Here is a 22,500-nt window from a genome sequence, read left to right as displayed (position 1 = left end):
CTCTCGTCAGCGGGAGGCGAATTCTACAGCGTTACACGCTGCTGTCAACACCTCTTTTTCAACTTCCTTTCTGGCTTCGATGAACTGAAGCAACCTGCTGCCGAAACCTGCATAACTCATTGAATCTCAAGGAGTTTTCCGTTTCGACTGCGCCGGAAGTGGGGCGAATTATAGACACCTGAAATTCGCCGTCAACCCCTATTTCCAGTTTTACTCAGATTTCAGCGTAATCCGTGCAAATGCCTTTTTGCCCGCCTGACAAACGTGAGTCGCGCCCAATACATATATAAAGGAGCGATCAACAACCTCACCATCAACGCGCACACCACCGGACGCCAACAGATCGCGCGCCGCCGCCGAGTTCTTCACCAAGCCTGCCTTATTAAGGACAGCGGCGATTGGCATGTCTTCCGCAGAAGCCAGCTCGATCTCCGGCAGATCATCCGGCAGCTCGCCATCCTTCATGCGGTTGCCCGCGGCGCGATGAGCATTTGCCGCAGCCTCATCACCATGGAAGCGGGCAACAATCTCTTCCGCCAATTTGATTTTGACGTCACGCGGATTAGCACCTGCCTCTACTTCAGCACGCAGGGCATTGATCTCATCCATCGAACGGAAGCTGAGCAGTTCGAAGTAACGCCACATCAATGCATCCGGAATCGAAACCAGTTTGCTGTACATGACACCCGGCGCTTCCTGGATACCGACATAGTTGCCCAACGACTTGGACATCTTCTTCACGCCATCCAGACCTTCAAGCAACGGCATAGTCAGAATGCACTGAGCCTCTTGACCATAACCACGCTGCAGCTCACGTCCCATCAGCAAGTTGAACTTCTGATCGGTGCCGCCCAGTTCGACATCAGCGCGCAGAGCAACCGAGTCATATCCCTGAACCAGCGGATAGAGGAATTCGTGGATAGCGATTGGCTGATTACTGGTGTAGCGCTTGTCGAAGTCATCACGCTCAAGCATGCGCGCGACCGTGTACTGCGAAGTCAGACGAATGAAATCCGCCGGACCCATCTTGTCCATCCAGGTGGAGTTGAACGCCACTTCGGTTTTCGCCGGATCAAGAATCTTGAACACCTGAGTCTTGTAGGTCTCGGCGTTCTCCAGAACCTGCTCGCGAGTCAGCGGCGGACGCGTAGCGCTCTTGCCGCTCGGATCACCGATCATCCCGGTGAAGTCACCTATAAGGAAGATGACTTGATGCCCCAACTCCTGGAACTGGCGCAGCTTATTAATAAGCACCGTGTGCCCCAAGTGCAGATCCGGAGCGGTCGGATCGAAACCAGCCTTGATACGCAGCGGTTGGCCGCGCTTGAGCTTCTCGATCAGCTCGGACTCGACCAACAGTTCTTCCGCACCACGTTTAATCAGCGCTAGCTGCTCTTCAACCGACTTCATAACAGACCCGCAAGGCTCAGATTCAAAGGGAACCAACCATACAAGATCGCGCACCAATTACAAGTTTTGCCCGGCGCACGGACACCAATCCACAGACTCGACGTCTGTAGACTTGCTTCAGAGATGATTTGGTTATATTTTATACAGTTATTTCATCTTCATCATGTCATTCATCTTTTCCAATTCATCATTTTTCAAAGTCAAAATTACCTATGACCACAGAACCGTCTAAAGCGCCGCCGCTTTACCCGAAGACCCACCTGCTTGCCGCAAGTGGAATCGCCGCCCTTCTTAGCCTGGCTCTCCTGGTATTCCCTTCCAGTGATGTTGAAGCCAAAAAGACGACCCTGAGTCTTGAACTGGAAAGTCCTGCTGAACAACTGACACAAGATCAAGACGCTGCTGACGCGGCTCAAGCCACAAATGAGCCCGTCGCTTCACCGTTTGCTCAAATCGAAAAAGCTGACGAAACTACTACACAGACCGCAGAAGTAGCGCCCGCAGCTGCCGAAACGCCAAAAGCCCCGGGCCATCGTGAAGTCGTGGTTGCCAAGGGTGATACGTTGTCGACCTTGTTCGAAAAGGTCGGATTGCCAGCCGCTTCCGTTCATGAGGTGCTGGCCAGCGACAAACAAGCCAAACAGTTCAGCCAGCTCAAACATGGTCAGAAACTTGAGTTCGAATTGAATCCTGAAGGCCAACTGACCAGCCTGCATAGTAAGGTCAGCGACGTCGAAACCATTACTCTGACCAAGAATGACAAGGGCTATGCCTTCAACCGGGTCACTGCAAAACCTACCGTTCGTACCGCTTATGTCCACGGCGTAATCAATAGCTCGCTCTCCCAATCTGCCGCACGTGCAGGCCTGTCCCACAGCCTGACCATGGATATGGCTAGCGTCTTTGGCTATGACGTGGACTTCGCTCAGGACATCCGCCAGGGCGACGAATTCGATGTGATCTACGAGCAGAAAGTGGTCAACGGCAAGTCGGTTGGCAACGGCCCGATCCTGTCTGCCCGCTTCACCAACCGCGGCAAGACCTACACCGCCGTGCGCTACACCAACAAGCAAGGCAATAGCAGCTACTACACTGCCGACGGCAACAGCATGCGCAAGGCGTTCATCCGTACCCCGGTAGATTTCGCCCGCATCAGCTCGAAGTTCTCCATGGGCCGCAAGCACCCGATCCTGAACAAGATCCGCGCCCACAAAGGCGTCGATTACGCTGCACCACGCGGTACGCCAATCAAGGCTGCCGGGGACGGTAAAGTGCTGCTCGCCGGCCGCCGTGGCGGCTACGGCAATACCGTTATCATCCAGCACGGCAACACCTACCGTACGCTGTATGGCCACATGCAAGGCTTCGCCAAGGGCGTGAAGACTGGCGGTACCGTGAAACAGGGCCAAGTGATTGGCTACATCGGCACTACCGGCCTGTCCACCGGCCCGCACTTGCACTATGAGTTCCAGGTCAACGGCGTTCACGTAGATCCGCTGGGCCAGAAGCTGCCAATGGCTGACCCGATTGCCAAAGCCGAACGCGCTCGCTTCCTCGCACAGAGCCAACCGCTGATGGCGCGCATGGATCAAGAGAAGGCCACCATGCTGGCTTCGAGCAAGCGTTAAGCCATGGTTCTTTATATCGGTGTGATGTCCGGAACCAGCCTCGACGGTCTGGACATTGCCCTGATCGAACAGACCTCGGCGATCAAACTGATCGCCACGCACTACATTCCCATGCCTGAATCACTGCGCGCAGAGCTGCTCGGCTTGTGCGCCAGCGGCCCTGACGAAATCGCCCGTTCGGCAATTGCCCAACAGAACTGGGTAAAACTCGCTGCGCAAGGCATTAACACCCTCCTCGATCAGCAGAAACTTAAACCACAAGATATTCGAGCGATCGGCAGCCACGGCCAGACCATCCGCCATGAGCCTGCGCGCGGCTTCACCGTGCAGATCGGCAACCCTGCCCTGCTGACTGAATTGACCGGTATCACCGTAGTCAGCGACTTCCGCAGTCGCGATGTCGCCGCCGGTGGTCAAGGCGCCCCGCTGGTTCCTGCGTTCCATGAAGCTTTATTCGAAGAGCGTACCGGTAACCAGGCGGTCTTGAATGTCGGCGGTTTCAGCAATCTCAGTCTGATAGAGCCGACCAAGCCTGTAGCCGGTTTCGACTGCGGCCCAGGGAATGTTCTGATGGACGCCTGGATTCACCAGCAACGCGGCGAAAACTACGATCGCAACGGCGAATGGGCGAAATCAGGCTCCGTTGAACCAGCCCTGTTAAAGTCACTGCTCAGCGATCCGTTCTTCGTCACCAAAGGCCCGAAAAGTACCGGCCGCGAAGTGTTCAACCTGCCATGGCTGGAACAGCACCTTTCACGCCTGCCAACCTTTGCTGCGGAGAATGTGCAGGCCACGCTGCTTGAATTGACTGCACAGAGCATCATCGAGTCGCTGCAAAGCGCTCAATCCGATACTCAGGAATTGTTGGTCTGTGGCGGCGGTGCGCATAACGCCACACTGATGAAGCGACTGGCCAACCTGCTGCCCAACGCAACCGTCGCCAGCACTGCGACTCATGGTGTCGATCCGGACTGGGTGGAAGCCATGGCCTTTGCCTGGCTGGCCCATTGCTGCCTCGAAGGGATCGCCGCCAACCGCCCAAGCGTCACTGGCGCACGCGGTCTGCGGGTACTCGGCGCCATCTACCCGGCCTGATCAATTCGCACACAGCAAAACGCCGCAGAACCGTAAGGCTCTGCGGCGTTTTGTTATCTGAAACGAAAGCGATCAGATCGAGAACGACGACCCGCAACCACAGGTCGTAGTGGCGTTCGGGTTCTTGATCACGAAGCGCGAACCTTCCAGACCTTCCTGGTAGTCCACTTCAGCACCCGCCAGGTACTGGAAGCTCATCGGATCGACCACCAGACTCACGCCTTCGCGCTCGACGATGGTGTCGTCCTCGGCCACATCCTCATCGAAAGTGAAGCCGTACTGAAACCCTGAACAACCGCCGCCCGTAACGAATACGCGCAGCTTCAAGCGATCATTCCCCTCTTCATCGACCAGGCTCTTCACCTTGTGCGCGGCACCGTGGGTGAATTGCAAAGCCGTGGGGGTGAAGGATTCGACGCTCATGCTGACTATCTCCCGGCGTTACGCCGCCATAATGCGTGATGACGCGCATTATCCGCTTGTCCGAGAAAATCGGTCAACTATTGTTACGGTATATCAATAAAGCCGACGAGCTGTTCACAATGCAAAAAGGCCCGTTCCACGGGCCTTTTTGCTATGCAGCTTAAAGTGTTACGGCAGCATACCGGCGTGGGACAGACCGAAACGCTCGTCCAGACCGAACAGAATGTTCATGTTCTGCACTGCCTGACCCGACGCGCCTTTGACCAGGTTGTCGATCACCGAAAGCACCACCACCAGATCGCCATCCTGCGGGCGGTGAACAGCAATACGGCAAACGTTGGCGCCGCGCACGCTACGGGTTTCAGGATGGCTACCGGCAGGCATTACGTCGACGAACGGTTCGTTGGCATAACGCTTTTCAAACAGCGCCTGCAGATCCACCGAGCGATCAACCACGGTCGCGTAGAGCGTCGAGTGAATGCCGCGGATCATCGGGGTCAGGTGCGGAACGAAAGTCAGGCCAACATCTTTCCCTGCTGCGCGACGTAGCCCTTGGCGGATTTCCGGCAGGTGACGGTGACCTTTCACCGCGTAAGCCTTCATGCTTTCCGACGTTTCGGAGTACAGCGAACCTACCGCAGCACCGCGACCGGCACCGCTGACGCCGGATTTGCAGTCGGCGATCAAGCGCGAAGCATCGGCCAGACCCGCTTCAAGCAGCGGCAGGAAACCCAGCTGCGTTGCAGTTGGGTAGCAACCCGGCACCGCAATCAGGCGGGCCTTCTTGATCTGCTCGCGATTGACTTCCGGGAGACCGTAAACCGCCTCGTCCAGCAATTCAGGCGCGCCGTGCGGCTGACCGTACCACTTGGCCCACTCTTCAGCGTCTTGCAGACGGAAGTCGGCGGACAGGTCAATCACTTTGGTGCCCGCTGCCAGCAATTCACCCGCCAGCGCGTGAGCAACACCATGCGGCGTGGCGAAGAACACTACATCGCAAGCACCGAGGGTCCTGATGTCCGGCACGCTGAAGGCGAGGCCATCGTAGTGGCCGCGCAGGTTCGGGTACATGTCAGCCACGGCCAGACCGGCCTCGGATCGGGAAGTGATCACCACCACTTCTGCCTGCGGATGCTGCGCCAACAGACGCAGCAGTTCGACACCGGTGTAACCCGTGCCGCCGACGATACCGACCTTGACCATAACCTGCCCTCAAAGAACCCACTGGAAAGCCGTCGATAATAGGGGCCGCGCGCCCCTGCGACAACCGTCAAGGTGACGTGCGGACGCTCAAGCCTCTACTATCTGGCCTACCGTGATTAAGGAAATAACTAAAAATGCTCTATCTATGGATCAAGGCTTTTCACATTGTCAGCATCGTTTGCTGGTTTGCCGGACTGTTCTACTTACCGCGACTGTTTGTTTATCACGCGCAAAGCGAAGACACGATCAGCAAGGAACGCTTCAGCGTCATGGAGCGCAAGTTGTATCGCGGCATCATGGGCCCGGCGATGATCGCTACGCTGATCTTCGGTGGCTGGCTGATTTACCTCAATCCGACCATCTTCAGCCTGGGCGGCTGGATTCACGCCAAACTGACACTCGTCGTCCTGCTGATCGGCTACCACCACATGTGCGGCGCGCAGGTAAAACGTTTTGCCCGTGGCGAAAACACCCGCAGCCATGTCTTTTATCGCTGGTTCAATGAAGTCCCGGTTCTGATATTGCTGGCTATTGTAATTCTGGTCGTGGTCAAGCCGTTCTAACTTCAACAAGAACAGATCTTTGGGGTATTCATCATGTCGCTGCCCGCTTTGCTCGAACAACGTCTGCGCCTGCCTGTGGTGGCCGCGCCGATGTTTCTGATTTCCAATCCTGAGTTGGTTCTCGCCTGCTGCCGCAATGGCGTGGTGGGCAGTTTTCCGGCCCTGAACCAACGCGAAAGCAGCGGCTTCAAAGCCTGGCTGGAACAGATCGAAGCGGGCCTGGCGACACTGGACAACCCAGCGCCGTACGCAGTGAACCTGATCGTGCACAACAGCAACCCGCGCTTGCAGGCGGACTTGAACATCTGCGTCGAACACAAAGTGCCGATTGTCATCACCAGTCTCGGCGCGGTGAAGGAGTTGGTCGACGCGGTGCACAGCTATGGCGGCCTGGTGTTCCATGACGTGACCACTCGCCGCCACGCCGAGAAAGCGGCTGAGGCCGGCGTCGATGGTTTGATCGCAGTCGCCGCCGGCGCCGGTGGCCATGCCGGAACGTGGAGTCCGTTTGCGCTGATCGCCGAGATCCGAGAGTTTTTCGATAAAACCCTGCTGCTTGCAGGATGTCTTAACCACGGCCATCAGATCCTCGCCGCACAGCTGCTCGGTGCGGATTTGGCCTACTTCGGTACGCGATTTATCGGCACCACGGAAAGTCATGCGCCTGACGCGTACAAAGAGATGCTGCTGACAGCCAAGGCTGCGGACATCATTCATACTCCAGCGGTGTCGGGAGTGCCGGCGAGCTTCATGCGCCAGAGCCTGGAGGCTGCCGGTTTCGATATGGCCGCCCTGCAAGGCAAAGGCGAAGTGAATTTCGGCGACAAGCTCAAGCCGATCAGCGATGAAGCCAAAGCCTGGAAAACCGTGTGGTCCGCCGGTCAGGGTGTAGGGCAGATCGATGACCTGCCGAACGTGGATCAATTGATTTCGCGGCTGGACGCTGAATATCGTCAGGCACAGGAAAACGCGGCACAGCTTACGAAACACTGGCCACGCTAAGAAAAACCAGGCCGGCCCCGACGGACTGGCCTTACACTGCTGACCTTTCAATCCATTCGCGACAAGGATGCCTCGGCCATGAGCGAACCCCGTTACAAGATCGTATTCGAAGGCGCTCTACAGCCCGGTGTCGATATCACCACTGCCAAACTCAATCTGGCGGATCTGTTCAAAAGTGATGTGGCCGCGATCGAGCGCCTGTTCAATGGCCGCACCGTCGCACTCAAACGTGATTTGTCCCACAGCGATGCGCAGACCTATCTACAAGCGCTGAGCAAAACCGGGATCGATGCGCGCATTGAAACGGAAACAGCCATCGAGCTGAATCTGGCCGATGTTCATGAACATGCTCCAGCTGCGGCGGAACCTGACTCGCCTTATGCACCACCTCGCGCCAGCGTAGGCGAAAGCTTGCCGGCGTTCGCCACACTCAAGCCGTTCAGCGTCGAAGGGCGAATCGGACGCTTGCGCTTTCTGGCGTGGACGATGGTCCTGAGCCTGGTGACCTTGCCCATTGTCGGCGTATTCGCTCTGCTAGCGCTGGGGTTGGTCAGCGGTGACTCCACCACTGGCCTGATCATCGGCGGTATCTTCGCCTTCTTCCTGTTTGTCGCCTTCCTGATCGTCAGCATTCTGTTCAGCGTTCAACGCCTGCACGACATCGGCTGGTCGGGTTGGTTGTGGCTGCTGAATCTGGTGCCGTTCGTGGGCAGCTTCTTCCCGCTGGTCATCATGGTTGTACCGGGCAACACCGGCGCCAACCGTTACGGCCCTCCGCCGCCGCCCAACAGCACCGCAGTAAAAGTCTTGTGCTCACTGTGGATCGTGTTTTTCGCGCTGGTCTTTGCCGGTGGAATGCTCGGCGGGATCTCGGCCATACAGCAGGAATACGAAAGCAATCTGGAAAGCAGCTACGAAAGTGGATCAGTGACCACTGATGAAGTCGAAGTAGAAGTCGAATCACCGGTGGATTCCGCCGACGAAGCAGCCGAAGCGGCGCAGGCCCCTGTAGACTCTGCAAAAGAATGAACAGCGCTCCCCGCCGTGACACCCGCGTCGCTGGCGCGGAGCTGTTGCGATGGAGAATTGCATGACCCGTTACGCTCTGATCACTGGCGCCTCCAGCGGCATCGGTCTGGCCATGGCCGAAGCACTGGCCCGGCGCGGCCGCAGCCTGATTCTGGTGGCTCGACAGCGTGATCAGCTGGAAAGTATTGCGATCGAGTTGACCCAACGCTTCGGTGTTGAAGTGCTGTTCCGCGCGTGCGATCTGGGCGAGCCGCTGCGCCTGTCCGGTTTTTTGCTGGAGCTGGAGGAAGGCGACCGGCAGATCGACTTGCTGGTCAATTGCGCCGGTATCGGCACCTGCGGCCCGTTTCTCGCGCAGGACTGGATGACCGAGCAGGATCTGATCGAGGTGAATATCCTCGCCCTCACCCGCTTGTGCCACGCCATCGGTAACAGTATGGCGCTGCAAGGTGGCGGGCAGATTCTCAATGTCGCCTCGGTGGCCGCGTTCAATCCCGGCCCATGGATGAGCACCTACTACGCCAGCAAGGCGTATGTGCTGCACTTCTCTGAAGCCTTGCGGGTTGAGCTCAAACAAAGTGCGGTCAAGGTTTCGGTACTCTGCCCCGGCCCGACCCGCACGGCATTTTTCCGCACGGCACAGCTCAACAGCGACAAACTCAAAGACAGCAAACTGATGATGAGCCCCGAAGAGGTCGCGCTGTACACCGTACGCGCCCTCGACAAAAACCGCGCGATCATCATTCCCGGGCGACGCAACCGCTGGTTCGCATTCCTGCCGCGACTGGGTTCGCGCTGGCTCAATCGCACCATTGTCGGCATGGTCAACAAGGCTTACTGCCCGCGCTGAAATGCCCTACAGGTAAAACACTGGGCGGGATAAGCCGCCCTGAGTACACTCAGACCAGCCAAACAACGGAGAAAACAGCAGTGGATACTCTGTTCACCAAGATCATCAACCGGGAAATCCCGGCGAAGATCATTTACGAGGACGACCAGGTTCTGGCGTTCCACGACATCGCCCCTCAGGCACCGGTGCATTTCCTGGTGATCCCGAAGAAACCGGTGCGCACCCTCAATGATCTGACCGAAGACGACAAGGCTTTGGCCGGGCATATCCTGTTCACTGCGCAGCGTCTGGCGCTGGAACTGGGTTGCGAAGAAGGTTTCCGCGTGGTGATGAACTGCAATGAAAAGGGTGGCCAGACGGTCTACCACATTCATATGCACGTACTCGGTCAGCGTCAGATGAACTGGCCACCGGGCTGATTTACGACCCGTCCCCCTGCTCGCGAAGACTTCGGCACATCCAATGTATCAGTGCCTGACGCTCCGCCTTCGCGAGCAGGCTCGCTCCCACAAAAAAGCATGACCGCGCAGCAAATGACCCAGCGCAAACCTTCCCCGGCCGATTCGGTTAAACTGGCCGCCGAGATTCTTCCCGGAGGTCAGCATGACTACCCAACGTCACTACTCGCCAATTGACCGTCTTCTGCTGCAAGCCGATGCTGCGATGCGTACCCTGCTGCCCTTCAGTGGCCAGCCGTACCGCCCATCACCGGCGATTCTGCAACCGGACACGCAAATGAGCGACGAAGACACCCGCCACGTCGCCGGCCTGATGCGCATCAACCATACCGGTGAAGTCTGCGCCCAGGCGCTGTATCAGGGACAGGCGCTGACCGCCAAACTGCCTCAGGTGCGCGAGGCCATGGAGCACGCCGCCGAAGAAGAGATTGATCATCTGGTCTGGTGCGAACAACGCATTCATCAGTTGGGCAGCCATACCAGTGTGCTCAATCCACTGTTTTATGGGATGTCGTTCGGAATCGGCGCGGTGGCCGGGTTGATCAGCGACAAGGTCAGCCTCGGTTTTGTCGCGGCGACCGAACATCAGGTGTGCAAGCACTTGAATGAACACCTGGAGCAATTGCCGGCAGAGGACGAGAAGTCCCGGGCGATTCTGGAGCAGATGCGCATTGATGAAGAACATCACGCCGAAAGTGCACTGGAGGCTGGCGGGTTCCGTTTTCCGGCGCCGGTGAAGTTCGGGATGAGTATTCTGGCCAAGGTGATGACCAAGAGTACTTATCGGATCTGAGAACGATATTGCTGCAGAGGGCCCCTTCGCGAGCAGGCTTGCTCCCACAGGGGGGGTGGCAGAAATGAAAAAGGCGACCGAAAGGTCGCCTTTTTTTGTGCTCGTGAATCTTAAGTCGGCATATTGCGCGCGTAGAAGATTTCGAGCATTTCGTGTTTCACACGGTCGGTCACCTGAGCGCGTTGCTCGGGGGACAGGTTGCTGGTGGCGTCGCCGAACAGGTAGTTGTCCAGTTCGAAGTTCTTCAGCAGCATTTTGGTGTGGAACAGGTTTTCCTGGTACACGTTCACGTCGGTCATCTGGTACGCGTCGCGAGTGTCTTCGGAGAGGTAGTTCTGGATCGAGTTGATCTCGTGATCGATGAAGTGCTTGTTGCCTTCAACATCACGGGTGAAGCCGCGCACACGATAATCCACAGTCACAATGTCCGAATCGAACTGGTGAATGAGGAAATTGAGCGCTTTCAGCGGTGAGATGACACCACAAGTCGACACGTCGATGTCCACACGGAAGGTGGCAATACCGTCGTCCGGATGGATTTCCGGGTAGGTGTGCACCGTGATGTGACTCTTGTCGAGGTGGGCCAGGATAATTTCGGGCAACGGGCCCGGCGATTCTTCGATCTGGCTTTCAGTCGGTGTTACCGGCTCTTCAGAAATCAGAATCGTGACGCTGGCGCCCTGAGGTTCATAGTCCTGACTGGCAATGTTCAGGATGTTGGCACCAATGATCTCGACAACTTCTGTGAGAATCTGCGTCAGGCGTTTCGCGTTGTACTCTTGATTGATGTACTCGACGTAAGCCTGCTGGTCTTGCGGGGTTTCCGCGTAGCAGATGTCATAGATGTTGAAGCTCAAGGTCTTTGTCAGGTTATTGAACCCGTGGAGCTTGAGTTTGCTTTTCACCGTTAAAAACTCTCTATGTATGCGGCGCAGCCGCGTGATCAAGCATGCCCGTCAAGTGCGAACAACGCACCTGCGTAGGACGGTTAACACCTCTTCGCGATGGCGATTTTGGTTATCTGTTCAGGCGGCTGATCCATCGGCTGACCGATCACTGCCCTGAAAAAAGTGGCGCATTATGCAGACGTCAGCGGGGGATCGCCAGAGTCTGCACTGCTTTTATGATAGTTGAATGTCGGTTCAACCGAGTTCGACGATTTCGTAATCGTGAGTAATCGCCACGCCAGCCGCGCCGAGCATGATCGAGGCCGAGCAATACTTCTCTGCAGACAACTCGATCGCGCGCTTGACCTGGGCTTCTTTCAAGCCACGGCCCTTGACCACAAAATGCATGTGAATCTTGGTGAACACCTTTGGATCTTCGGTCGCGCGCTCGGCTTCGAGGAAGGCTTCACAGCTTTCAACGGCCTGGCGGGACTTCTTCAGAATGCTGACCACGTCGAAGTTGCTGCAACCGCCCACACCCAGCAGAAGCATTTCCATCGGGCGAACACCCAGGTTACGACCACCGGCGTCCGGCGGCCCGTCCATCACTACGACATGACCACTTCCGGATTCGCCGAGGAACATGGCTTCGCCAGCCCATTGGATGCGTGCCTTCATCGCCAAGACTCCACTGTTGAAAAAAGGGTCGCCAGCTTAGCACAGCACTTCGCCCGGACAGCGGGCAGCGTTCCTAGGACGGACGCCTCTGCGGTGTAGGTAATTTCTCGAATTTTCGACGAAGTGTCTGTTAAGCTGGCGCCAATTCGCTGGCGCCCATGCCAGCTGTGCAGCAACCGCCTTCAGCGCCTCATAAAAAAATCAAACATCACCGTGCAGTCTTTTCGGGATACAACCATGGTTGCTATTACCCCCACACCCAAAATCAAGAACCTCGACAAGCTGCTGATGCATTGTCAGCGCCGTCGTCATGCAGCCAAGAGCAACATCATCTGTGCGGGCGATCGTTCGGACACGCTGTACTTCATCATCAAGGGCTCGGTGACGATCCTGATCGAGGACGACGACGGTCGTGAAATGATCATCGCCTACCTCAACGCCGGGGATTTCTTCGGTGAGCTGGGTCTGTTCGAACAAGCCGGCCAGGAACAGGAACGCAGTGCCTGGGTGCGGGCCAAGGTCGAATGCGAAACAGCGGAAATCAGTTACGCCAAGTTCCGCGAATTGTCGCAGCAGGATCCGGACATTCTTTACGTCCTCAGCGGACAAATCGCACAACGCCTGCGCAACACCACGCGCAAGGTTGGCGATCTGGCGTTCTTCGACGTCACCGGCCGGGTAGCACGTTGTCTGCTGGAACTGTGCAAGCAGCCAGATGCGATGACCCACCCGGACGGCATGCAGATCAAGGTGACCCGTCAGGAAATCGGGCGGATTGTCGGTTGTTCGCGGGAGATGGTCGGTCGCGTGCTCAAGGATCTTGAGGAACGCAACCTGGTCGATGTGAAAGGCAAGACCATGGTGGTCTTCGGAACGCGCTAAGCCCGAATATCAGGCGCTGTACATCTGCGCCAGCATCAAACGAAACAGCTCATCGAGACGCGCCAAGGCCTGTGGCGCGTTGAATTTCTCGTGCAGGGCAATGTGGCTTTGCGCCCGCACCCGCTGCTCCAGGCCACAGGCTTCATTGAAGCGATTGACCGCTGCGACCATCGATTCGCGCTCGTTATCCATCAGCATCGCACCGTGCACCAGACCGACCGGACGCTGCCCACTCTGACTCTGGCGCCAGCGCTGGGCGGTGCCGACCATTTTGCGACCGTCGAGATTGACGTTGAAGCGACCGTCGCAGAACGCACCGTCGATTTCACCCAACGATGATGTGCCACCTAACTCATCGAGCAACTGACAGATCGGATCACACAGACGGCGGTAGCCGGTTTCGATGCGATTCAGATCGCCTTCGCTGCGCGGTGGTGCGTAGACCAGAGCGATGTTGATTGTCGCGGCAGATTGCGGGACCGGTTCGCCGCCGGTTTCACGCAGCAGGACTGGCCAGCCGGCAGCGGCAGAGACTTCACAGGCGTGATCGAAACCGGGTAGACGATTGAGGCGGCGCGGCATGACCAGGGCGCGATCGCTGGGTTGCCAGAACAGCAGGCCGAATTCTGCGTCGCCGGCGCAGACCGAGGCCAGCAAATCCTGTTCGGCTTGCAGGCCGGCTTCGATGGTCAGGGGGGTTGGCAGCGACATAACAGGCTCCGGCAACATGGAAATCTTTAGCGGTTTCGATGGCCCCTTCGCGAGCAGGCTCGCTCCCACAGGAGAAATGCATTCCAAATGTGGGAGCGAGCCTGCTCGCGAATGAGTCGACTCGAATCAGTCGAGGGTCGAACCGCTGATCGACACGCCACGCTCCGGGAAGAACAGTCGCTGCAGTTCAGTGCCCGGATTCTCCGCACGCATGAATGCTTCGCCGACCAGGAACGAATAAACGTCGCTGATTTCCATCAGTTCGACATCAGCACGATTGAGGATACCGCTCTCGGTAATCACCAGACGATCACGCGGAATGCGCGGCAGCAGGTCGAGGGTGGTTTCCAGGCTGACATCGAAGGTGTGCAGATTACGGTTGTTGACCCCGACCAGCGGTGTGTCGAGGGTTTTCAATGCGCGCTCCAGCTCATCGCCATCGTGTACTTCGACCAGCACATCGAGACCGACGCCTTTGGCGACGGCGGCCAGCTCGGCCATTTTTACGTCATCCAGTGCGGAGACGATCAACAGCACGCAGTCGGCGCCCAGCGCACGGGCTTCAACGATCTGGTAAGGATCGATCATGAAGTCCTTGCGGATCACCGGCAGGCTGCACGCGGCACGTGCCTGTTGCAGGTACGCATCGGCGCCCTGGAAGTAATCGATGTCGGTCAGTACGGAAAGACAGGTCGCCCCACCCTTCTCGTAGCTTTTGGCGATGTCGGCGGGAACGAAGTTCTCGCGGATCACGCCTTTGCTTGGCGAAGCCTTTTTGATTTCGGCAATCACCGCAGGCTGTTTCTTCTTCGCCTGCGCCAGCAATGCCTGGGCAAAACCACGGGGTGCATCGGCCGCCTTGGCCAGACTTTCCAGCTCGCTCAGACTGACCCGAGCACTGCGCTCGGCGACTTCCTGAACTTTGCGCGCCAGAATGTTTTCCAGAACCGTCGGTACACTCATCCCTCATTCTCCACTTTGAATACCGCGGTAAAGGCACCCAGTTCCTCGAGTTTTTCCCGAGCAAGGCCGGTGTGCAGCGCGTCGTGCGCAAGCTCGACGCCCTGTTTCAAACTGCTGGCCACGTCAGCGGCATACAGCGCTGCACCGGCATTGAGCACAATCATTTCGGCGGCTTTCTGGCCGTTTTCGGTTTTGCGCTTGCCGAGGGCATCGCGGATCAGCGCCAGCGAGGCTTCCGGGCCGTCGACCGACAGACCGTGCAGGCTCTGGCTCTTCATACCCAGATCTTCCGGCTCGACCCAATATTCGCTGATTTCGTTGTTTTTCAGCTCGGCGACAAAGGTCGGTGCGGCGAGACTGAATTCATCCAGACCGTCCTTCGAGTGCACCACCAGCACATGCTTGCTGCCCAGACGCTGCAAGACTTCGGCCAATGGCCGGCACAGCGCCTTGTTGAATACGCCCACAACCTGATGCTTCACACCGGCCGGATTCGTAAGCGGGCCGAGCATGTTGAACAGCGTACGCAGGCCTAGATCGCGGCGCGGGCCGGCGGCGTACTTCATGGCTTTGTGGTGAGTCTGGGCGAACATGAAACCGATGCCGACGTTGTCGATGCAACGCGCGACCTGCACCGGCGTCAGGTTCAGATAAATGCCGGCGGCTTCGAGCAAATCGGCGCTGCCGCTCTTGCCCGAGACCGCACGGTTACCGTGTTTGGCCACGGTGCAACCGGCTGCCGCGACAACAAAGGAAGAAGCGGTCGAGACGTTGAAGATGTTTGCACCGTCACCGCCGGTTCCGACCACATCGACCACACCATCAAGGGTCTTCAGTTCAACCTGATCGGCCAGTTCACGCATCACCGACACAGCGCCGACGATTTCATCGATGCTTTCGCTCTTCATGCGCATGGCCATCATGAACGCGCCGATCTGCGCGTCGGTGCATTGGCCGGTCATGATTTCGCGCATCACGTCGCGCATTTCATCTGTGCTGAGGTCGAGGTGTTCGACGATACGGCTCAGGGCTGTCTTGATATTCATGGGAAGTCCTTAGCGCGTGCCGCCGGTTTGTTTGAGGAAGTTGGCAAACAGTTCATGGCCTTGCTCGGTCAGGATCGACTCGGGGTGGAACTGGACGCCCTCAATGTTCAGGGTCTTGTGACGCAGGCCCATGATTTCGTCGACCGAACCGTCGTCGTGTTGCGTCCACGCGGTCAGCTCCAGGCAATCGGGCAAAGTGTCGTGCTTGACGATCAGCGAGTGGTAACGGGTAACCGTCAGCGGATGATTCAGACCTGCGAAGACGCCCTTGTCCTCGTGGAATACCGGGCTAGTCTTACCGTGCATCACTTGGCGGGCGCGTACTACATCGCCGCCAAACGCCTGGCCGATGGACTGGTGGCCAAGGCAGACACCAAGAATCGGCAGCTTGCCGGCGAAGTGTTTGATGGCTTCGATGGAGATGCCAGCTTCGGTCGGCGTACAAGGGCCTGGGGATACGACGATGCGCTCAGGTTTCAGCGCTTCGATTTCGGCGACGGTCAATTCGTCGTTGCGCACGACTTTGACGTCGGCACCCAGCTCGCCGAGGTATTGCACAACGTTGTAAGTAAAGGAGTCGTAGTTGTCGATCATCAGCAACATGGCGTGTCGAACCTCTTGAATTCTGATTTGAAAACAGCCTTCAGATCACTTGCCCGCAGGGCGCTGCACGATGTCGGACGCAGGAAGATGCGTCGGCACAGCGGCATTTCAAACAGGCAAGGAAGGCAAAGCGATACAGATCCGGCGGGGCCGGCAGAAAAGATTCAGGCGCGCCAACGCCAGCGGGCGTGTGCCTTGATGACTTGATCCAGAAGTTTGCTGGTGATCAACACGGGGAAGGTCTCGTTCATACGTTCCGGCACAGTAACTTAGCTGGGCGGAGCGTGCAATATGGCCGGGGCTGCGGGAGATAAAAGCTGGGGAGGATTCGCGACCGATGGCAAAACGCCGGGAGTTTTTGGTACTGTCGTTTCGTTCACCTACAACAATAAATAAACGGACTTGCTCATGATCAAACAGACGCTGTTTGTACCGCTGGCTGGCTGCCTGCTCGCACTGGCTTGTGCTCAGGCCAATGCTGCACCCAATCCCTATTCGAATTTCATTGTGTTTGGCGACAGCCTCAATGATGCCGGCACCTTCACTGACACTGGCGGACCGGCCGGCTCCACCGAGCGTTACACCAACCGGACCGGGCCGGTGTATCAGGATGGCAGCGGTGAACTGTATTCATTGAACTCCACGCAGTTGCTCGGCGGACGCCTTGGCTTTTCGCCAGACCAGACAGCCTCTTCCAGCTCCGCCGTGCGCGCCGAAAACGGCCAGCCGGACGGCAACAACTGGGCGGTCGGCGGCTATCGCACCGACCAGATTCTCGACTCGATCACCACGCAATCCGCTACCGGTGAACGCACCCGCGCCGGTTACCTGCCATCGAACGGCTTCCGCGCCGATCCAAACGCGCTTTATTACATTTCCGGCGGCGGTAACGACTTCCTGCAGGGGCGCATTCTCAGCCTGCCGCAAGCCAACGCCGCTGCAGATCGATTGGCCGACAGCGTGCAAACCCTGCAAACCGCCGGTGCCAAATACGTGATGGTCTGGCTGCTGCCTGATGTCGGCCTGACGCCGGCCATCAACGGTACGCCATTGCAAGCCTTCAGCAGTCAACTTGCCACCCAGTTCAACAGACAATTGGTCACACGCCTGCAAGGCATCAACGCCGAAATCATTCCGTTGAACATTCCGGTCTTGCTCTCGGAGGTGTTTGCCGATCCTGGGCGATTTGGCCTCGCGACCGATCAGAACCTCACCGCAACCTGCTTCAGTGGCAGCAGTTGCCCGGAAAACGCCCGTTACGGCATCAACAGCGCGACACCCGACCCGAGCAAACTGATCTACAACGACGGCGTGCACCCGACCGAAGCCGGACAAAAACTGATCTCCGACTACGCCTATTCCCTCCTCGCCGCGCCGTGGGAGCTGACGCTGCTGCCGGAAATGGCCCACGCCACCGTGCGCGCGCATCAGGATGAACTGCGCAACCAATGGCAGGCGGATTGGGAGAACTGGCAAGCGGTCGGTCAATGGCGCGCGATTGTTTCCGCGGGTGGCCAGCATCTGGATGTCGACAGCCAAAGCAGCGGCGTCAGCGCCGATGGCAGCGGTTACAACCTCAACGTCGGCGGCAGTTATCGTTTGAATGAAGCCTGGCGCGTCGGCGTGGCAGGCGGCTTCTACCGACAGAATCTGGAGGCAGGCCATAACGACTCGGACTACAAACTCAACAGCTACATGGCCACGGCATTTGCCCAGTACCAGCAAAATCGCTGGTGGGCTGACGCAGCGTTGACCGGTGGCAAACTCGACTACGACAACCTCAAGCGCAAATTCGATCTCGGCGTCAGCGAAGGTGCGGAGAAAGGCGACACTGACGGCAGCCTCTGGGCCTTCAGCGCGCGTGTCGGTTATGACATTGCCCAGCCGGGCAGCGAGTGGCACCTGTCGCCATTCGTCAGCGCCGATTACGCTAGCGTCGATGTCGATGGCTACTCAGAGAAGAGCAACCGCGCCACGGCGCTGACCTTCGATGATCAGACCCGCGACTCGAAACGCCTGGGTCTGGGCTTGCAGGGCAAGTACAACATCACCCCGCAAACCCAGGTGTTCGGCGAATACGCCCACGAGCGTGAGTACGAAGATGACGTGCAGAAGGTGCGTATTGCGCTCAATACCTTGCCAGCGAATGACTTCAAGCTTGAGGGCTATACGCCGCAGAGTCATCTGAACCGCTTGAGTCTGGGCGTAAGCCACAAACTGACAGCTGATTTGGCGCTGCGCGGCGGGTATTCGTTGCGCAAGGATGATGATTTTACCCAGCAGGGTGTGAATGTCGGGGTTGTTCTGGATTTTTAAATTGCAGGCACAAAAAAAGCGGCGCCCTCACAGGCCCGCTTTTTTATGGCTACACACAAATCGAATGTGGGAGCGAGCTTGCTCGCGAAAGCGGTGGGTCAGCCAGCATAAATATTGACTGACGGGGCCTCTTCGCGAGCAAGCTCGCTCCCACAGGGAAGATCAGTGATCAGTCCGGGGTTTGCTCGGCCAGCGCCACGGCACGGAACATCGCGCGGCGTTTGTTCAGGGTTTCTTCCCATTCCAGTGCCGGCACCGAGTCGGCGACGATACCGCCACCGGCCTGCACATGCAGTTCGCCGTTCTTGATCACCGCCGTACGAATCGCAATCGCGGTGTCCATGTTGCCGTTCCAGGCGAAGTAACCGACCGCGCCGCCGTAAACACCACGCTTGACCGGTTCCAGCTCGTCGATGATTTCCATCGCACGAATCTTCGGCGCGCCCGACAAGGTGCCGGCCGGCAGAATCGCCCGCAACGCGTCCATCGCCGTCAGCCCTTCTTTCAACTGGCCGGTGACGTTGGAGACAATGTGCATAACGTTGGAATAACGCTCGATGACCATTTTCTCGGTGAGTTTCACCGAACCAATCTCCGAGACGCGACCGGTATCGTTACGGCCCAGATCGATCAGCATCAAGTGTTCAGCGATCTCTTTGTCGTCCGACAGCAGATCTTCTTCCAGCGCCAGATCGGCTTCTTCGGTGGCACCACGTGGGCGAGTACCGGCGATCGGGCGCACAGTGATCAGGTTGTCTTCAACGCGCACCAGCACTTCCGGCGAACTGCCAACGACGTGGAAGTCGCCGAAGTTGAAGAAGTACATGTACGGCGTCGGGTTGAAGCAACGCAGCGCCCGATACAGATCGATCGGCGCAGCCTTGAAGTCGATCGACATGCGCTGCGACGGCACGACCTGCATGCAGTCGCCGGCAAGGATGTATTCCTTGATGGTGTCGACGGCTTTTTCGTAATCGTTCTGGGTGAAACTCGAACGGAACACCGGATCAGCCGCTTGTTGCTTGCTGAAGTCCAGGCCACGACGCGGGGTGATCGGCTGGCGCAGTTTCTCCAGCAATGCCTGCAGTTGCGCCTGACCTTGTTCGAAGGCGTCCGCCTGCGCAGGATCGGCCAATACGATCGCGTGCATCTTGCCGGCGAGGTTATCGAACACCACAACAGCGTCGGAAACCATCAGCAGAATGTCCGGCACGCCCAGTGGATCCGGGTTCGGGCACTTGCCCAGACGCTTCTCGACATAACGCACACAGTCGTAACCGAAGTAACCGACCAGACCACCGTTGAAACGCGGCAGACCGGCAATGGTCGGCACGTTATAGCGAGCCTTGAAGGTTTCGACGAAGGCCAGCGGATCTTCCACGTCGTGGCTTTCGGTCTCGACGCCATCAACGGTGATGCTGACGTGATGATCGTGAACCCGCAGTACGGTGCGGCACGGCAAGCCGATGATCGAGTAACGGCCCCATTTCTCGCCGCCCTGCACTGATTCGAGCAGGTAGGAGTTGGGCTGGTCGGCCAGTTTCAGGTAGATCGACAGCGGCGTGTCGAAGTCGGCCAGGGTTTCGCAGGCCAGCGGAATGCGGTTGTAGCCGTCAGCGGCCAAGCGCAGGAATTCTTCGCGGATCATAAGGTGCCTCGTGGTGTGAGGGGCAAATCAGTCAGGTATGCAAACGCGCCGGCAGGCCGGCCTGGAACAAGTCAGGCGCGCCAACGCCAGCGGGCCAGGGCCTTGATGACTTTCATCCAGAGTTTGCGAGTGACCACCACGATGGCGTTTCCAGAATGGGATTGAGCAGCGTCGGGCAACGTTATCTCAGCGGCCGTACCGAGGCAACCGGGAATTAGCTTGCGCAGATCGTCGATCACCAGCGCCGGGGATTCCTCGGCAATCGGTCGGCCATGGTTGTAGCCGTAACTCAGCGCTACGCATTTGACCCCCGCCGCTTTCGCTGCCAGCACGTCGCTGCGCGAGTCGCCGACGAACAACGATTGCGAGGCCGGGATGTTGGCCATTTTCATCACGAAGAACAGCGCCGCCGGATCAGGCTTCTTCTGCGGCAAGGTATCGCCACCAATGATCCATTTGAAGTAGCGACCGATCTTCATCTGATCCAGCAACGGCGCGACGAAACGCTCCGGCTTGTTGGTGATCAGCGCCATGGCCACGCCTTGCTTGTGCAGCCACTTGAGGGTGTCGCGCACGCCGGGATAGACCACGGTCAGCTCATGGCTGGCGCCGTAGGCTTGCATGAACACTTCCAGCGCATGTTCGGCTTCGACGTCATCCACCGCCGAATGATCGATACCACCGGCCAACGCACGGCGCACCAGTACTGGCGCGCCGTTGCCAACCCACTCGCGCACCGAATCGATGCCCGCCGGTTGACGACCGAGGGTGAGCAGCATGTTGTCCACCGCCGCTGCCAGGTCCGGAACCGAGTCGATCAGCGTGCCATCCAGATCGAACATCACCAGCCGTGGCAGTTTTCCCGGGAACAGCTGCTCAAACCCGCTCATGGGCGCGCCAGCGCCAGTTCGGAACGCATCTTGTCGATGACTTCCTGATAGTTCGGCGCATTGAAGATCGCCGAGCCGGCAACAAAGGTGTCAGCCCCAGCGGCGGCGATTTCGCGGATGTTGTTGACGTTGACGCCGCCGTCGATTTCCAGACGGATGTCACGGCCCGAGGCATCGATGATGGCCCGCGCTTCGCGCAGTTTGTCGAGGGTGCCGGGAATGAATTTCTGCCCGCCGAAGCCTGGGTTGACGCTCATCAGCAAGACCATGTCGACCTTGTCGATCACGTACTTGAGCACGTCCAGCGGGGTCGCCGGGTTGAACACCAGACCGGATTTGCAGCCGCCTTCACGGATCAGTTGCAGCGAACGATCAACGTGCAGCGTGGCTTCCGGGTGGAAGGTGATGTAGGTAGCGCCGGCCTCGATGAAGTCACCAACGATGCGATCCACCGGGCTGACCATCAGGTGCGCGTCGATCGGCGCGGTAATGCCGTACTTGCGCAATGCCGCGCAGACCATCGGACCGATGGTCAGGTTAGGCACGTAGTGGTTGTCCATGACGTCGAAGTGGACGAAGTCGGCGCCAGCGGCGAGAACGTTGTCTACTTCCTCGCCGAGGCGGGCGAAGTCGGCGGAGAGAATCGACGGAGCAATTACGAAGGGCTGCATGACGCACCTTTTCTGAGCTAAATCACGATGGCGCGCATTGTATACCTCAAGTTTCCAAGCGCGCACCGTGACCGCGATGATTGGGTTGTGCCATGACGGAGGACCGGCGCTGACTCAATAAGCCGCGCGGTAGATCTTCTCGATGTCCACAGCGCTGAGTTTGCGCGGGTTGTTGCGCATCAGACGCTCGATCCCCGCCGCTTCCACGGCCATCGCCGGGATTGCGTCTTCCGGGACACCGAAACTGCGCAGGCCGGCAGGAATTTCTACCGCTGCGCACAGATCGGTCATCGCTTGCACAGCTTTGTCTGCCGCTTCGGCTGCACTCAGATGAGCGGTCTTCACCCCCATGGCTTCGGCGATATCCTGCATCCGCTCGACGCAGGCCATCTTGTTCCAGGTCATGACATACGGCAGCAGCAAGGCATTGCTGACGCCATGGGCAATGTTGAAGCGCCCGCCCAGCGGATAGGCCAGCGCATGCACCGCGCCGACCCCGGCATTGCCGAACGCCATACCGGCCATCAGGCTGGCGGTGGCCATGTCTTCGCGCGCTTGCAGGTTGGCGCCGTTGGCGTAGGCCTTGGGCAGGGCTTTGGCGATCAGCTTGATGGCGCCGAGGGCCAGCGAATCGGTGATCGGCGAGGCATTCACCGACAGGTAGGATTCGATGGCGTGCACCAAGGCGTCGACGCCACTGGCTGCGGTGACGCTGCGTGGGCAGGTCAGAGTCATCTGCGGGCTGACCAGC

At 58.2% G+C, this 22,500-nt stretch carries 23 protein-coding genes; 10 read left to right on the top strand and 13 right to left on the bottom strand.

The features are described from left to right. Positions 1-210: 210 nt before the first annotated feature. Positions 211-1,410, bottom strand: a complete 1,200-nt coding sequence (tyrS, locus tag F8N44_RS30390) for a tyrosine--tRNA ligase (protein ID WP_150652948.1) — start codon at positions 1,408-1,410, stop codon at positions 211-213. A gap of 212 nt (positions 1,411-1,622) precedes the next feature. On the opposite strand from tyrS, the gene F8N44_RS30380 reads away from it, so the two are divergent. Continuing rightward, positions 1,623-3,038: a peptidoglycan DD-metalloendopeptidase family protein gene (locus F8N44_RS30380; RefSeq protein WP_150652947.1), complete on the top strand. Its 1,416-nt coding sequence runs from the start codon at positions 1,623-1,625 to the stop codon at positions 3,036-3,038. Positions 3,039-3,041: 3 nt separating this feature from the next. Next, positions 3,042-4,133, top strand: a complete 1,092-nt coding sequence (locus tag F8N44_RS30375) for an anhydro-N-acetylmuramic acid kinase (protein WP_150652946.1) — start codon at positions 3,042-3,044, stop codon at positions 4,131-4,133. A 72-nt stretch (positions 4,134-4,205) separates the two neighbouring features. Here F8N44_RS30375 and erpA read toward each other — a convergent pair whose 3' ends face one another. Together erpA and argC are read right to left on the bottom strand one after the other, a co-directional pair. Beyond that, positions 4,206-4,556, bottom strand: a complete 351-nt coding sequence (gene erpA / locus F8N44_RS30370; protein WP_008077999.1) for an iron-sulfur cluster insertion protein ErpA — start codon at positions 4,554-4,556, stop codon at positions 4,206-4,208. Positions 4,557-4,724: 168 nt separating this feature from the next. After that, on the bottom strand, positions 4,725-5,759 hold the full coding sequence (gene argC / locus F8N44_RS30365; RefSeq protein WP_150652945.1) for an N-acetyl-gamma-glutamyl-phosphate reductase: 1,035 nt from the start codon (positions 5,757-5,759) through the stop codon (positions 4,725-4,727). Between the two features lie 134 nt (positions 5,760-5,893). Here argC and hemJ point away from each other — a divergent pair, with 134 nt between their 5' ends. From hemJ to coq7, 6 genes are all read left to right on the top strand, one after another. Then, positions 5,894-6,322, top strand: coding sequence for a protoporphyrinogen oxidase HemJ (gene hemJ / locus F8N44_RS30360; RefSeq protein WP_150652944.1), 429 nt, complete (start codon positions 5,894-5,896; stop codon positions 6,320-6,322). Positions 6,323-6,355: 33 nt separating this feature from the next. Further along, positions 6,356-7,324, top strand: a complete 969-nt coding sequence (locus tag F8N44_RS30355) for an NAD(P)H-dependent flavin oxidoreductase (RefSeq protein WP_150652943.1) — start codon at positions 6,356-6,358, stop codon at positions 7,322-7,324. 78 nt (positions 7,325-7,402) lie between these two features. Further along, entirely contained in the window at positions 7,403-8,353 is a 951-nt protein-coding gene (locus tag F8N44_RS30350; RefSeq protein WP_150652942.1) for a DUF805 domain-containing protein, read from the top strand. A 61-nt stretch (positions 8,354-8,414) separates the two neighbouring features. Next, on the top strand, positions 8,415-9,203 hold the full coding sequence (locus F8N44_RS30345) for an SDR family NAD(P)-dependent oxidoreductase (protein WP_093441854.1): 789 nt from the start codon (positions 8,415-8,417) through the stop codon (positions 9,201-9,203). A gap of 80 nt (positions 9,204-9,283) precedes the next feature. Further along, on the top strand, positions 9,284-9,622 hold the full coding sequence (locus F8N44_RS30340) for a histidine triad nucleotide-binding protein (protein ID WP_003228789.1): 339 nt from the start codon (positions 9,284-9,286) through the stop codon (positions 9,620-9,622). A 184-nt stretch (positions 9,623-9,806) separates the two neighbouring features. After that, positions 9,807-10,454, top strand: coding sequence for a 2-polyprenyl-3-methyl-6-methoxy-1,4-benzoquinone monooxygenase (gene coq7, locus F8N44_RS30335; protein ID WP_008077993.1), 648 nt, complete (start codon positions 9,807-9,809; stop codon positions 10,452-10,454). 110 nt (positions 10,455-10,564) lie between these two features. On the opposite strand, the gene speD is transcribed toward coq7, so the two are convergent. Next, positions 10,565-11,359: an adenosylmethionine decarboxylase gene (gene speD / locus F8N44_RS30330; protein ID WP_016983471.1), complete on the bottom strand. Its 795-nt coding sequence runs from the start codon at positions 11,357-11,359 to the stop codon at positions 10,565-10,567. Positions 11,360-11,596: 237 nt separating this feature from the next. After that, positions 11,597-12,019, bottom strand: coding sequence for an OsmC family protein (locus F8N44_RS30325; protein WP_003228794.1), 423 nt, complete (start codon positions 12,017-12,019; stop codon positions 11,597-11,599). A 237-nt stretch (positions 12,020-12,256) separates the two neighbouring features. On the opposite strand from F8N44_RS30325, the gene crp reads away from it, so the two are divergent. After that, positions 12,257-12,901, top strand: coding sequence for a cAMP-activated global transcriptional regulator CRP (gene crp / locus F8N44_RS30320; RefSeq protein ID WP_008088598.1), 645 nt, complete (start codon positions 12,257-12,259; stop codon positions 12,899-12,901). A 9-nt stretch (positions 12,902-12,910) separates the two neighbouring features. Here the strand turns inward: crp and F8N44_RS30315 are convergent, their stop codons facing one another. From F8N44_RS30315 to F8N44_RS30300, 4 genes are all read right to left on the bottom strand, one after another. Continuing rightward, complete coding sequence (locus F8N44_RS30315) at positions 12,911-13,612, bottom strand: biotin/lipoate A/B protein ligase family protein (protein ID WP_150652941.1); 702 nt, start codon at positions 13,610-13,612, stop codon at positions 12,911-12,913. Between the two features lie 126 nt (positions 13,613-13,738). Beyond that, positions 13,739-14,575, bottom strand: a complete 837-nt coding sequence (gene trpC, locus F8N44_RS30310; protein ID WP_150652940.1) for an indole-3-glycerol phosphate synthase TrpC — start codon at positions 14,573-14,575, stop codon at positions 13,739-13,741. Then, on the bottom strand, positions 14,572-15,621 hold the full coding sequence (trpD, locus tag F8N44_RS30305; protein WP_038363370.1) for an anthranilate phosphoribosyltransferase: 1,050 nt from the start codon (positions 15,619-15,621) through the stop codon (positions 14,572-14,574). Before trpD ends, trpC begins: the two co-directional genes overlap by 4 nt. A gap of 9 nt (positions 15,622-15,630) precedes the next feature. Next, positions 15,631-16,224: an aminodeoxychorismate/anthranilate synthase component II gene (locus F8N44_RS30300; protein ID WP_007918806.1), complete on the bottom strand. Its 594-nt coding sequence runs from the start codon at positions 16,222-16,224 to the stop codon at positions 15,631-15,633. A 408-nt stretch (positions 16,225-16,632) separates the two neighbouring features. On the opposite strand from F8N44_RS30300, the gene estP reads away from it, so the two are divergent. After that, entirely contained in the window at positions 16,633-18,540 is a 1,908-nt protein-coding gene (gene estP, locus F8N44_RS30295) for an esterase EstP (protein ID WP_150652939.1), read from the top strand. Positions 18,541-18,709: 169 nt separating this feature from the next. On the opposite strand, the gene trpE is transcribed toward estP, so the two are convergent. The 4 genes from trpE to F8N44_RS30275 form a co-directional block, all read right to left on the bottom strand. Then, complete coding sequence (trpE, locus tag F8N44_RS30290) at positions 18,710-20,188, bottom strand: anthranilate synthase component I (RefSeq protein WP_150652938.1); 1,479 nt, start codon at positions 20,186-20,188, stop codon at positions 18,710-18,712. A gap of 71 nt (positions 20,189-20,259) precedes the next feature. After that, positions 20,260-21,078: a phosphoglycolate phosphatase gene (locus F8N44_RS30285; RefSeq protein WP_150652937.1), complete on the bottom strand. Its 819-nt coding sequence runs from the start codon at positions 21,076-21,078 to the stop codon at positions 20,260-20,262. Continuing rightward, positions 21,075-21,749: a ribulose-phosphate 3-epimerase gene (gene rpe, locus F8N44_RS30280; RefSeq protein WP_003228808.1), complete on the bottom strand. Its 675-nt coding sequence runs from the start codon at positions 21,747-21,749 to the stop codon at positions 21,075-21,077. The genes F8N44_RS30285 and rpe overlap by 4 nt, the downstream gene beginning before the upstream one ends. 114 nt (positions 21,750-21,863) lie before the next feature. After that, positions 21,864-22,500: iron-containing alcohol dehydrogenase (locus F8N44_RS30275; RefSeq protein ID WP_150652936.1), on the bottom strand; the 637-nt coding region annotated here is incomplete at its 5' end.

This window comes from Pseudomonas fluorescens (genome assembly GCF_902497745.1).
In the GTDB taxonomy this organism is placed as follows: Bacteria; Pseudomonadota; Gammaproteobacteria; order Pseudomonadales; family Pseudomonadaceae; genus Aquipseudomonas; species Aquipseudomonas fluorescens_BM.
The sequence above is the reverse complement of the archived record's forward strand: the minus strand, read 5'-3'. Positions and strand labels throughout refer to the sequence as shown.